Here is an 11,874-nt window from a genome sequence, read left to right on the forward strand (position 1 = left end):
CCGACCACGAGCGCGGCGGGCTGGTCGCGGGTTCCGGTGTCGTCGCGGTAGCGGACGCCGGTGATTCGGCCGCCGTCGTCGCGGTTCAGGTCGACGACTTTGGCTCCGGTGCGCACGCTCGCGCTCGGGAGTGCGGCGGTTTCGGCGGCGAGGAAGTCGAGGAAGCGCGCCTGCGGCATCAGGGCGACGTAGTTGTACGGCGAGGAGAGCTTGCCGTAGTCGGCGGTGGTGATCGACCCGGCCGGGGTGTGGAAGCGGAAGAAGCGCGCTTTGTGGTGCGGCAGCGCGAGCAGCCGGTCGGCCAAGCCGAGGCGGTCGAGCAGTTCGAGGGTGTAGGGGTGCAGGGAATCGCCGCGGAAGTCGCGGTCGAAGTCCTGGTGCGCTTCCAGCAGGGTGACCGGGATTCCGGCGCGGCCGAGCAGGTAGGCGAGCACCATCCCGCCGGGTCCGCCGCCCGCGACGACCACCGGCGACCCGGTTGTCATTCCGCCCCTGGTTCGAGACGGAACACGGCGAGCGAACCCAGCTGCGCGGCGATCTCGGCTGCCGACGCGGCGGGACCGACGGGAAACGCGGCGATCGCCCACGGAGCCCGCACTGCGTTCAAGTAAGCCGAGATCACCGACACCGCCTCGGCGCCGCCCACCGGCTGTGCGCAACCGCTTTCGTCGGCCCCACCAGCCCGAAGACGGCAGTTCGGAGTCGCGACGAGATTGCCTACCCAGTCGCGGTTCGCGTCCGGCGAAACCAGGTAGCGGGTGCCGTCGAGCAGAAGAACCCCGATCGGCGTTTGCCGGATCCGGCCGCTGCGGCGTCCGGTCGTTTCGAGCACCCGAAGCCCGTAGCCGCCTTCCGGGACCGGATCCGGCTCGGTGGCGAGCAGCTTGCGCACCATCTCGGCATTGACCTGGGCAAATTCGCTAGATTTTCTAGCCATACCGGACACTGTACCTCGTCGCTAGAAGTTCTAGCTACTATGCCGGCGTGGCGGACAAGCAAGCGGCGCGGGAGGTCTCCCTGGCAGTGCGGCGGCTCCTGCAAGCCGGCCGGGGCATGCAGGCGGTGCTGGCCCGGAAACTGTCGCTGCGGGTCACCGACGTGCAAGCCCTCGACCACGTGGTTTCCAGTCCGGAGCCGATCGGTCCGGGCGAGCTGGGCCATCGGCTCGGCATCACCTCGGCGTCCGCGACCGTGCTGGCCGACCGGCTCGCCGCCGCCGGGCACCTGGCCCGCCACGCCGACCCGGCCGACCGGCGGCGCGTCCACCTCGAGGCCACCGACCACGCCCGCGAGGACATCCGGGCCGCGCTGGGCCCGCTGCTCGCCGAGATGGAAGCCATCACCGATCGGCTCAAGCCCGAACACGTCCCGGTCGTCCTGTCCTTCCTGGACGAGGTCGCGGCGGCGATGCGCGCCTACGACCGACGCTGAACCGCCTGCTCACCCCGCCGCCGGGTCAGCAGCGTCCACCCAATGAGCCCCGCGAACGCGACGACCAGCAACGCCTGCGAACAAGCGGCCGCCGTGTCGAACGGCAGCGTGTACACGCCCACGATGCGAAGCACAGAGTCGGCGATCAACCCGACGCCCCACACCAGCGAGACCTGATACCAACGCCGCCGCAACGCCGCGCCGCCCGCGGTGGCCTCGAATTCGCGCTGCTGATCGCCGCCGGCCGAACGAGCGAAGCGCCGTGCCGCGTAGTACGCGAGCGGACGGTTGAGCACGCAGCTGCCGGCCAGAGCCACGCCGGCGCAGAAGGTGGTCACCGATTCCTTCGCCAACAGCAGGCGCGGGTCGCCGGTGACAAAGCTCAACGCCAGGCCCAGGCCGAAAAGCAGCACGAGGAACGACGAGAAGAGGTCGAGCCGCCGCTGTGCCACCGCGACCCAGATCGTCCGCACTCCCGCGACGACGGTGCCGATCAGCAGTGACACGTAGGCACTCGCGCCGAGCAGGTTGGCCGCGTAGTAGGCGACGACGGGCAGGCCGACGTCCAGGAACAGAGCGGTGATCATCGTGCGAGCGTGCGAGGTCATGCCGTACTCCCCGAGTTTGGCTTGGCTGCTGGGATTCACCCGGAAAACGCTACGGTCGCCGCCGCCGGTCGTCTTGCCGCCGCAGGCGTATCCGCGGGTGGAGAAATCCAGGGTCGGGTGGAGGGATTTCTCCACCCGCGGATACGCCGCGCACCGCACGACTTCGCCGCCATTCCGCCGTAGTTTTCTCGGCATCGGAACGAAATCGAAAGGCAGGAACAACCCATGAGCGGACCCGTGGAGATCGTCCTGATCGTGGCGGCGGTCGGCTACCTGATGGTGCGGCGGCTGATCGGCGAACCCGCGCAGGCCAAGCAGATGCTCATCCTGCCCGCGATCCTGTCCGTCGTCGGCCTCAGCACAGTCTCCGGCGACGTGAAAACCGCGGCCTCGCTGGTCTTCCTCGTCGGGACCGCGGCGATCAGCGTCGTCCTCGGCGTCCTGCGCGGGGTCAGCGTCCGGATTTCCCGGCGCGACGGCACCGCCTTCGTCCGCTACACCCCGGTCACAGTCGGGCTGTGGGTGGCGAACATCGTGGTCAAGATCGGCGTGAACCTCGCGCTCGACGCCTTCGACCCGCAGGACGCGGGCGGCGTCTCCAACAGCATGCTGCTCACCATCGGCGTCGGCATCCTCGCCGAGGGGCTGGTCGTGCTCTACCGCGCACTGCGCGCCGGGCACCAGGTCATGTGGACCCAGGGCAGCGACGGCGCGCCGGGGAAGACCTCGCCGATGCTGGACACCATCCAGCGCAACCTCACCGGCCGCCCCGCCGAGTGGAACACTCAGTCCGCGCACGACGCCGGCCAGACGAGGAGGAACCTGGTCCCATGAGCACGCCGGACCAGCGGTCGCCGTCCCTTCTCGGGCAGCGCCGGGACGAGTTGATCCAGCCCGTCCTCGTCCTCACCGCGATCGCCTGCACCGCGGTTCAATGGCCGGACGCGACCATCGCGTACCGGCCATTGGCCTTGCCGCTGTTCGTGCTGTGCTCGGTCGCCGGGATCGTCTCGCTGCTGCCCTGGACCCGGCTGTCCGAGAAGCGGCAGGTCACCGCGATGGGCGCGTACATGCTGTTCGGCGCGCTGCTCCTGCCGCTCACGCACGGAACGTTCGCGGCGATGTTCCCGTTCGTCGCCGCGTCCGCCTCGGGGGTCAAGCTCGCGTCCCGCCGGGCCGCGGTGACCATCGCGGTCGCCGGAGCGGTCGTCGCGGTTGCCGCGACCTGGACGGTCGGAGAGCTGTCACCGGGCTTCCCGGTGTGGCCGGTGTGGGTGCCCCTGACCGTGAGTCTTCCGGTCGCGGTCGGCATCTCGCACCACGACCGTCTCGACGCGATCCGCAACGCGCAGCTCGCCGCCGAATCGGCGCAGCGCGCCCGCGAGTCCGAAGCCCGTGAGGCAGCGCTTGTCGAACGCGGCCGTATCGCGCGCGAGATTCACGACGTCCTCGGTCATTCGCTCTCCGGGATCGCCCTGCAATTGGACATGGCCGACGCACTGCGCGACAGCGGCCGCGACGAGGAGGCAGCCGCCGCGGTCCGCAAGGCACGCGCCATCGCCGTCGACTCGATCAGCGAGACCCGCCGCGCAGTGCACGCGCTGCGCGAAGACACCTTGCCGCTGTCTGAGACGTTGTGCCAACTCGCCGAACACGCGTCGGCCGGGTTCGCGATCGAGGGCGAAGCCGGCGCGGTCGGCCCGGAGACCACGCACACGATGGTCCGGGCGGCGCAGGAGGCGATGACCAACGCGGCCAAGTACGCGCCGGGCGCGACTCGCAGCCTCCGGCTGGCCTTCGCTGCCGATCATGTCAGGCTGACCGTGCACAACGGGCCCGCTACCGAACCCCGCCGCGCCGAACTGGCCGGCGGTTCCGGGGTCGGGCTCGTCGGGATGCGCGAACGGGCCGCCCTGCTCGGCGGCACCCTGCGAGCAGGTCCGGCCGGCGACGGCTGGACCGTGGAACTGGAGCTGCCTCGATGACCGACCGCCCGATCAGCCTCGTTGTCGTCGACGACCAGGCGACTGTCCGCGAAGCGCTCGCGGTCATGCTCGACCTCGCCGAGGACGTCAACGTCGTCGCGACCGCGACCAACGGCGCGGAAGCGGTCGAGGCGGCGCGGGAACACCGCCCGGACGTAGTGCTGATGGACCTCAACATGCCGGTCCTGGACGGGGTCGGCGCGACCGGCAAGATCCGCGAAACCCTGCCGGACACCACGGTTCTCGTGCTCACCACGTTCGACGACGACGAATCGATCCTGGCCGCGCTGCAGGCGGGCGCGAGCGGCTACCTGACCAAAGAGGCGGACCGCACCACGATCCTGCACGCCGTGCGCACCGCGGCGCAGGGCCAGACCGTGCTCTCGCCCGAGGTGCAGCGGCGGTTGCTCGCACTGGCGGCCAAACCGGCCCCGCCCGCGGAACCGGATCTCGCGCTGACCGCGCGCGAACGGGAAATCCTCGGCCTGATCGGCGACGGCCTGCGCAATCCGGAAATCGCGGCCGCATTGGTCATCAGCGAGGCCACCGTGAAAACCCACATCAACAACCTCTTCGCCAAAGCCGGTTTCCACTCGCGCGCCGACGCGGTCCGCTACGCGCTCAACTATCAGAACGGCCGGCGTCAGCAGTAACCGAGGCACGGCAAGGGTTCTTACCCGGGCAGGTCTTCGAGACTGAGCCGGTACCAGTCGTCCGAGCCGGTATTCGCCGGTGACCTGGAACCGGTCGTCCTCCAGCACTCCGGCAACCAGCCGATCCCGGTAGGCCGTCGTGGACGCGGACGACGGGCCAGTCTGTGCAGAAGCACGTCCATGCGGTGTCGCCGTCGACGGTGAGGGCGTAGCAGCCCAAGATGTGGCCCCACACCGCGCGAGCGGAGTCGGGGTACGCNGGGGTACGCCATTCGGCCGAGAACCGGACCAGCCCGCTCCGGCCGGCGGGAGGCGCGGCGACGAGCGAGCCGAGGACGCCTTCATCGAAGTAGCCGACCCAGACCTCGCCGCCGGGTGGCCTGCACGTGGTCGATACCGTCGCCGAAAGTCTGCTCGGCCGCTGCTTCGCCGTCAGAGTCGTAGACCATCGCATTGCGGTCTGGCCCTTCGGACCGCCCGTCGACCAGCAGCACGCGACCCTCCGGCAGTGGTTGCACCGTCGGACGCGCCAGCCGAAGATCGGGAATCAGCGCGGCGACCGCCATCTCCGGTACGTGCACGGTCACCCGCACCGGACGTGCTGCGCGCACTTCGGGAAGCTTCACCGCTCGGTCCGCAGGGGCTGACCACACCGCCATCAACTCACCGAGCGGCCCCATCGACTCCGGAATCCGCACGTTCCCCCGCTGCGGCGGCACGATTCGCGCATGATGCCAGGTCTGGACGGTCGGCAGAGCCAAGACCGTCGCCCGGCGCGCCGCGTTCTTCCGGTCCCACTCGCCCACCCGCCCGTCCGACCACGCCGGCGTCCGCGAGCTCCACCGCATTTCCCCGGCCGGAGACCCCAGCCGAGCACACCGCCACCATCCCGGCCTGCCGCGTATCCAGCACGACCGCCCCCGCCGAGGTCTCCACGCACACCCGCCCGTCCGCCGCCGCGGCCAGTCGTACCTCCGCCCCCGGCACCACCCCGGCGAGCCGCAACGCGCGGAGAAACCCGACGTCGTCCTGGATCCGCTCGCTGACCCGAGACAACCGGGCAGAGCGCTGCCCGGCCCGCACCGCCTCAGCCAGCGCTCGCGTTCCCCGCGGAACCGGCAGCGGAGCGACGTCGATCCCGAGCTCGGGAAGGCCAGGGACCGGTGCCCCGTAGGGAGAACGCCGCGGACCCCCGCACACCTCGAAGACCCGCCGGGCCACGGTCTCCGACATCACGTGCTCCCACCGGCAGGCCTCGACGTGCACCCGCTCCCAATCCAAGCCGATCACCTGGTGCAGCAGCACCTCCGCGAGCCGGTGCTTGCCCATCACCCGCACCGCGATCCGCCGGCCCTCCGGGGACAGCACGACCCGCCGGTCCTCGTCGACCTCGAGCAATCCGTCCCGCTCCAGCCGCGCGACCGTCTGGCTCACCGTGGGAGCGGCTTGCCCCAGCCGGTCCGCGATCCGCGCCCGCCGCGGGACCACGCCGTCCTCCTCCAGTTCGTACGCCGCCTTGAGGTACATCTCGGTGGTGTTGATCAGGCCCCGCGCGGTCACGAGAACCAGCCTGGCAACTCAACTCGGGTTGAGGTCAAGGCGATCCGCGGAGCCGCATATCGTCCGTGTATCGGAAACCGCATACGTGCTGGCAACATCGGCCTGCCTTGACTGGCACCCATGACCTACCGCGAACCGGCACGCGCCGCGGGCCTTCGGGTTCGATCGCTGGTTCCGGCGGCCGGGATCACGATCTACGGCTGCGGGCCCGACGAAGCCGCCCTGGTGCGGGAGGCGGTGTCTCGGTTGGGGGTGGCACCGACTGTCACCGAGGCGCCGTTGTCCGAAGCCACGGTCGAACTCGCCGCCGGGAAGCGGTGCGTCAGTGTCAGCCACAAAACCCGCATCACCAATGGCACCTTGCGCGCGCTCAGCGAGATCGGTGTCAAGTATCTCTCCACGCGGAGCATCGGCTGCAATCATCTCGACGTCGGGTACGCCGAGAAAATCGGGATCTCGGTGGAAAACGTCGCGTATTCGCCCGACAGCGTCGCCGATTACACGATCATGTTGATGCTGATGGCGATCCGCGACGCGAAGTCCCTTATCCGCCGGACGGACGCCCGCGATTACCGATTGAGCCATACGCCCGGAAAAGAACTGCGCGACCTCACTGTAGGCGTCATCGGAACCGGACGGATCGGCGCGGCGGTCATCGACCGGCTCTGGGGTTTCGGCGGACAGAAGCTGGCTTACGACCTGCGTCCCCGGACGTCGGCCGATTACGTTCCCCTCGACGATTTGCTGCGGCAGAGCGACATCGTCACCCTGCACACCCCGCTCACCCCGGAAACCCGCCACCTCATGGACCAGCGCCGGATCGAGCGGATGAAACCCGGCGCGATCGTCGTCAACACCGGCCGCGGCGGATTGATCGACACCGAAGCCCTCCTGTCCGCGCTGGAAAGCGGCAGGCTGGGCGGCGCGGCATTGGACGTCCTCGAAGGGGAGGAAGGGATGTTCTATGCCGACTGCCGCCGCGAACCCATGGAAAACACCAATCTGGCGCGACTGCAAACTCTGCCGAACGTCCTGATCAGCCCGCACACCGCGTACCACACCGACCACGCCTTGCGCGACGCGGTGGAAAACAGTCTCCTCAACTGCCTGAATTTCGAAAGCTGGACAAACCATGCCTAAGCTCAAGGTCGGCGTCGTCTTCGGCGGAATCTCCGAGGAACATCCCGTCTCGGTCAAATCCGCGCGAGAGGTCGCGAAGAACCTCGACCCGGAGAAATACGAACCGTACTGGGTCGGGATCGCCAAGGACGGTGCGTGGAAGCTGTGCGCAGGCCCCGGCGAAGCGTGGGAGGACAGCGGTCGTCCGGCGATGCTGTCGCCGGACCGGGGCGTCCACGGGCTGCTCGTCGAGGAGCAGGGCAAGTACGAACCGGTCCGGCTGGACGTGGTGCTGCCGGTGCTGCACGGCAAACTCGGCGAGGACGGCGCGATGCAGGGTTTCCTCGAACTGTCCGGCATCCCGTACGCGGGCTGTGACGTGCAGAGTTCCGCGCTGTGCATGGACAAATCCCTCGCGTACCTGGTCGTCGGCAGCGCGGGCATCGCGACGCCGAATTTCTGGGCCGGCACCGCGGACGAGGACGTCGACGCGAGCAAGTTCGCCTATCCCGTCTTCGTGAAACCGGCCCGGTCCGGTTCGTCGTTCGGCGTCACCAAGGTCTCGCGCGAGGAAGACCTGCCGGGCGCGATCGCGGAGGCGGCGCAGTTCGACTCCAAGCTGCTGATCGAGGAAGCGGTCGAAGGCAGCGAGGTCGGGTGCGCGGTCCTGGGCAACGGCGCGGACCTGATCGTCGGCGAACCGGACCAGATCCGGCTGTCGCACGGGTTCTTCAAGATCCACCAGGAGGACAACCCGGAAAGCGGCTCCGAGAACTCGACCATCCTCGTCCCCGCGGACATCCCGGCGGAGTCGCGCGCCCGCGTCCAGGCGAGCGCGCAGACCGTCTACCGCGCGCTGGGCTGCAAGGGACTCGCCCGCGTCGACCTGTTCCTGCTCGAAGACGGCACCGTCATGCTCAACGAGGTCAACACCTTCCCCGGGCTGACCTCCTACAGCCGGTACCCGAGGATGATGGCGGCGGCCGGGCTCTCGTTCTCCGGAATGCTCGACCGGATGGTGTCGCTCGCGCTGGCCGGGACGCCCCGATGAAGCCCGGTTTCGCCTTCCTCGACGAGATCGCGCCCGGGATTCGCTGGGACGCCAAGTACGCCACCTGGGACAACTTCACCGGCAAACCGGTCGAGGGCTACCTGGCGAACCGGATCGTCGGCACCCACGCCTTGTGCGGCGCACTGCACAGCGCGCAGGACAAAGCCGCGACGCTGGGCTTCGGCCTGCTGATCTGGGACGGTTACCGGCCGCAGCGCGCCGTGGACTGTTTCCTGCGCTGGGCGAAACAGCCGGAGGACGGCCGGAAAAAGCGCCAGCACTATCCGAACCTCAACCGTGCGGAGATGTTCGAAAACGGTTACGTGGCAACCAAATCCGGCCACACCCGAGGCAGCACAGCGGATCTGACGCTGTATCGCCTTGACACCGGCGAACTCGTCCCCATGGGCGGCGGCTTCGACCTGATGGACGCGGTCTCGCACCACGGCGCACGAGGCCTCACCGCGGCCGAGGCGGCGAACCGGCAGCATCTCCGTTCCATCATGGAGGACTGCGGTTTCGCCGCCTACGAATCCGAGTGGTGGCACTACACGCTGAAGGACGAGCCCTATCCGGACACGTACTTCGATTTCCTCGTCGCCTAGATGGACACCAGAGCACCACGCGTGGTCGTCGCCGGAGGCCATTCGGCCGGGCACATCGAACCCGCGATGAACTTCGCCGACGCACTGCGGCGATTGGCGCCCGCAGCGGAGATCACCGCGCTCGGCACTGTCCGCGGTCTGGACACGACGCTGATCCCCGCTCGGGGGTACCCGCTGGAACTCATCCCGCCGGTCCCGCTGCCGCGCAAGGCCACCTGGGCCCTCCTGCGCACACCCGCCCGCCTGCGCGATTCGATCCGGACCGCCGGGGCGGTCCTCGACCAGGTCCAAGCCGGCGTCGTGGTGGGCTTCGGCGGCTACGTCGCCGCCCCGGCCTGCCTCGCCGCCCGCCAGCGTCGGCTGCCGATCGTCATCCACGAAGCGAACATCCGCCCGGGAGCGGCCAACCGAATGGCCGCCTGGATGACGCCCCACGTGTACACCGCCTCCCCGGACGTCCGGCTGAAAAACGGCACCGCGGTCGGAATCCCGCTGCGTCCAGCGATCACCGGACTCGACCGGCTCGCGACCCGGGAAGCGGCTCGCCGCCGGTTCGGCCTCGACCCCGACGGTCCGGTCCTGCTGGTCACCGGCGGATCGCAAGGCGCCACGACGATCAACGCCGCCGCCGCCGGCGCAGCCGCCGCACTACGGGCGGCCGGGGTGCGAGTCCTGCACATCACCGGCCCGCAGCACACCGTCGAAGCGGACGATCCGTCGTATGTCGTCCTGCCGTTTGTCGACGAAATGCAGTACGCCTACGCCGCCGCCGACTTCGCGATCTGCCGTTCCGGCGCGATGACCTGCGCCGAGCTGGCCGCGGTCGGGCTCCCCGCCGCATTCGTCCCGCTGCCCGACCGCGGCGGCGAGCAACGACTGAACGCAGGGCCAGTCGTCTCGGCAGGCGGCGCGCTGCTCGTCGACGACGCCGACCTCACCCCAGCCTGGATCGAATCCGCTCTCCTCCCGATCCTCACCGACCCGGCGCGCCTCGCGGCGATGTCCGCCCGCGCCTCCGCGACCGGAGCACCCGACGCAGGCATCGTCCTAGCGCGACACGTCCTGGCGATCGCCCAACGACATCGACCCGCCAGGTAGCCGCACCGTCACCCGCAGCCCGCCCGCGGCGCCCGGCGCGAGAGAGAGCGTCCCGTCATGCGCCTGCGCGATGCTCTTCACGATCGCCAGCCCCAGCCCGACCCCGACGTGATCGCGGCGGATCCGCTCGGTGCCGCGCTGGAACGGCTCGGTGAACGTCCAGATCCGCTCCGGGCTGACTTCCTCCCCGGTGTTTTCCACCGCGAGCGTGCTCGACGTCGCGGAGGCAGTGGTGCGGAGCTGCACGGTCCCGCCTTCCGGCAGATTGTGGACGATGGCGTTGTGCAGCAGATTCGTCGTCAACTGCAGCAGAAGCGCCCGAGACCCGTTCACGGCAGTGACATCACCGGAGGTCTCAATGGCCACTCCGTGTTTCTCGGCAAGCGGGAGCAACGTCTCAGCGGCTTCTTCCGCCAGAAGCGACAGGTCGACCGGCTCCCGGGTGAACGAACGCTGATCCGCGCGGCTGAGCAGCAGCAAGGCTTCGGTGAGTTCGATCGCTCGCGCGTTCACGACGCGCAGGCGTTCGTGCAGCTCGCCGATATCGCGCTCCGGGTCATCGCGGGCGACTTCGAGGAGGCTCTGCGTGATCGCCAGCGGGGTGCGCAGCTCGTGGGAGGCGTTGGCGGCGAATCTCCGCTGTTCGGCGACGTGCGCGTCGAGGCGGGCGAGCATGGCGTCGAAGCTGTCGGCGAGTTCGCGGAACTCGTCGTCGCGGCCTTCCAGTTCGATCCGGTGGGCGAGCGAACCGGTCGCGGCCTGCCGGGTCGCGGCGGTGATCCGGTTCAGCGGGGCGAGCATGCGCCCGGCGAGAATCCAGCCGCCCAGCAGGCCGAACATCAGCAGGAGCAGCATCACGATGGCCGCGTCCGGCGCGAAGTCCTTGATCAGGTCGCGGCCGGACGGGGCCATCACCACCGGCATGACCTCCAGCGCCCGGTCCTGGTAGTCCAGCAGGAAGAAGCCCACCGCGCCGAGCAGCAGCGTCCCGGCCAGCATGAGGAATCCGGCGTAGCTGAGGGTCAGTTTGAGCCGGACGCTCATCCCGGGCTCGCGGATCATCCGCGGTCCGGCCCGTCGTCGATCCGGTAGCCGACCCCGGGGACGGTCGCGACCAGCCACGGTTCGCCGAGCCGTTTGCGCAGCGCCGAAACCGTGATGCGCACGGCGTTGGTGAACGGGTCCGCGTTCTCGTCCCAGGCCCGTTCGAGAAGGTCCTCGGCGCTGACCACCCCGCCCTCGGCCGCGACGAGCACCTCCAGGACGGCGAATTGTTTCCGGGTCAGCGCGACATACCGGCCGTCCCGGTAGACCTCGCGGCGGAACGGGTCCAGTTTCAGCCCCGCGATCTCGCGCACCGGCGGCCGGTTGTGCGCGCGCCTGCGGTCGAGCGCGCGCAGCCGGAGCACGAGTTCCCGCATTTCGAACGGTTTGGTGAGGTAGTCGTCGGCGCCGAGTTCGAAGCCGGAGACCTTGTCGTCGAGCCGGTCGGCGGCGGTGAGCATCAGGATCGGCATGCCGCTGCCGGAGGCGACGACGCGTTTCGCGATCTCGTCGCCCGACGGTCCGGGGATGTCCCGGTCGAGCACGGCCAGGTCGTAGGCGTTGACGCTCAGCATTTCCAGCGCGGTGTCCCCGTCCCCGGCGAGGTCGGCGGCGATCGCTTCCAGGCGCAGCCCGTCCCGGATGGCCTCGGCCAGGTAGGGCTCGTCCTCGACGATCAGCACACGCATGGACTCGATGCTACGAGCGGGTGCGTATCGC

15 protein-coding genes are annotated in these 11,874 nt (G+C 69.5%); 8 read left to right on the forward strand and 7 right to left on the reverse strand.

The annotated features are described in order from the left end of the window. Nucleotides 1-485, reverse strand: a 485-nt coding sequence (locus tag A4R44_RS51220; RefSeq protein WP_232791944.1) for an FAD-dependent monooxygenase, incomplete at its 3' end; no start/stop codon positions are given. After that, nucleotides 482-937 (reverse strand): nitroreductase/quinone reductase family protein, encoded by a 456-nt coding sequence (locus A4R44_RS36815; RefSeq protein WP_067591417.1) that lies wholly within the window; start codon nucleotides 935-937, stop codon nucleotides 482-484. The genes A4R44_RS36815 and A4R44_RS51220, both read right to left, overlap by 4 nt. A gap of 47 nt (nucleotides 938-984) precedes the next feature. Here A4R44_RS36815 and A4R44_RS36820 point away from each other — a divergent pair, with 47 nt between their 5' ends. Next, nucleotides 985-1,431, forward strand: a complete 447-nt coding sequence (locus A4R44_RS36820) for a MarR family winged helix-turn-helix transcriptional regulator (RefSeq protein ID WP_067591419.1) — start codon at nucleotides 985-987, stop codon at nucleotides 1,429-1,431. On the opposite strand, the gene A4R44_RS36825 is transcribed toward A4R44_RS36820, so the two are convergent. Continuing rightward, nucleotides 1,416-2,234 (reverse strand): VC0807 family protein, encoded by an 819-nt coding sequence (locus A4R44_RS36825; RefSeq protein ID WP_232791939.1) that lies wholly within the window; start codon nucleotides 2,232-2,234, stop codon nucleotides 1,416-1,418. The two genes, A4R44_RS36820 and A4R44_RS36825, sit on opposite strands and share 16 nt — an antisense overlap. Nucleotides 2,235-2,264: 30 nt before the next feature. Between A4R44_RS36825 and A4R44_RS36830 the strand changes: the two genes are divergently transcribed. The 3 genes from A4R44_RS36830 to A4R44_RS36840 are packed head-to-tail and all read left to right on the forward strand — an operon-like array spanning nucleotide 2,265 to nucleotide 4,677. Next, on the forward strand, nucleotides 2,265-2,873 hold the full coding sequence (locus tag A4R44_RS36830; protein ID WP_067591422.1) for a DUF1453 family protein: 609 nt from the start codon (nucleotides 2,265-2,267) through the stop codon (nucleotides 2,871-2,873). Further along, a complete protein-coding gene (locus tag A4R44_RS36835) occupies nucleotides 2,870-4,024 on the forward strand; it encodes a sensor histidine kinase (protein ID WP_067591425.1) in 1,155 nt (384 codons plus the stop codon). The genes A4R44_RS36830 and A4R44_RS36835 overlap by 4 nt, the downstream gene beginning before the upstream one ends. Further along, on the forward strand, nucleotides 4,021-4,677 hold the full coding sequence (locus A4R44_RS36840) for a response regulator transcription factor (RefSeq protein ID WP_067591427.1): 657 nt from the start codon (nucleotides 4,021-4,023) through the stop codon (nucleotides 4,675-4,677). The genes A4R44_RS36835 and A4R44_RS36840 overlap by 4 nt, the downstream gene beginning before the upstream one ends. A 341-nt stretch (nucleotides 4,678-5,018) precedes the next feature. Here the strand turns inward: A4R44_RS36840 and A4R44_RS36845 are convergent, their stop codons facing one another. Further along, entirely contained in the window at nucleotides 5,019-5,375 is a 357-nt protein-coding gene (locus A4R44_RS36845) for a hypothetical protein (RefSeq protein ID WP_143132454.1), read from the reverse strand. Beyond that, entirely contained in the window at nucleotides 5,341-6,237 is an 897-nt protein-coding gene (locus tag A4R44_RS36850; RefSeq protein ID WP_067591432.1) for a metal-dependent transcriptional regulator, read from the reverse strand. Before A4R44_RS36850 ends, A4R44_RS36845 begins: the two co-directional genes overlap by 35 nt. Nucleotides 6,238-6,357: 120 nt before the next feature. Here A4R44_RS36850 and A4R44_RS36855 point away from each other — a divergent pair, with 120 nt between their 5' ends. From A4R44_RS36855 to A4R44_RS36870, 4 genes are read left to right on the forward strand one after another with little or no spacing between them, the layout of a single operon-like run. Beyond that, nucleotides 6,358-7,377: a D-isomer specific 2-hydroxyacid dehydrogenase family protein gene (locus A4R44_RS36855; RefSeq protein WP_067591435.1), complete on the forward strand. Its 1,020-nt coding sequence runs from the start codon at nucleotides 6,358-6,360 to the stop codon at nucleotides 7,375-7,377. After that, nucleotides 7,370-8,407: a D-alanine--(R)-lactate ligase gene (vanA, locus tag A4R44_RS36860; protein ID WP_067591438.1), complete on the forward strand. Its 1,038-nt coding sequence runs from the start codon at nucleotides 7,370-7,372 to the stop codon at nucleotides 8,405-8,407. Before A4R44_RS36855 ends, vanA begins: the two co-directional genes overlap by 8 nt. Beyond that, nucleotides 8,404-9,012: a D-Ala-D-Ala dipeptidase VanX gene (gene vanX, locus A4R44_RS36865; RefSeq protein WP_067591440.1), complete on the forward strand. Its 609-nt coding sequence runs from the start codon at nucleotides 8,404-8,406 to the stop codon at nucleotides 9,010-9,012. Before vanA ends, vanX begins: the two co-directional genes overlap by 4 nt. After that, a complete protein-coding gene (locus A4R44_RS36870; protein ID WP_067591443.1) occupies nucleotides 9,013-10,110 on the forward strand; it encodes a glycosyltransferase in 1,098 nt (365 codons plus the stop codon). On the opposite strand, the gene A4R44_RS36875 is transcribed toward A4R44_RS36870, so the two are convergent. Next, a complete protein-coding gene (locus A4R44_RS36875) occupies nucleotides 10,060-11,172 on the reverse strand; it encodes a HAMP domain-containing sensor histidine kinase (protein ID WP_067591445.1) in 1,113 nt (370 codons plus the stop codon). The two genes, A4R44_RS36870 and A4R44_RS36875, sit on opposite strands and share 51 nt — an antisense overlap. Further along, complete coding sequence (locus A4R44_RS36880; protein WP_067591448.1) at nucleotides 11,169-11,843, reverse strand: response regulator transcription factor; 675 nt, start codon at nucleotides 11,841-11,843, stop codon at nucleotides 11,169-11,171. The genes A4R44_RS36875 and A4R44_RS36880 overlap by 4 nt, the downstream gene beginning before the upstream one ends. Between the last annotated feature and the right edge of the window lie 31 nt (nucleotides 11,844-11,874).

Source organism: Amycolatopsis sp. M39, from assembly GCF_001651785.1.
GTDB lineage: Bacteria > Actinomycetota > Actinomycetes > Mycobacteriales > Pseudonocardiaceae > Amycolatopsis > Amycolatopsis rubida.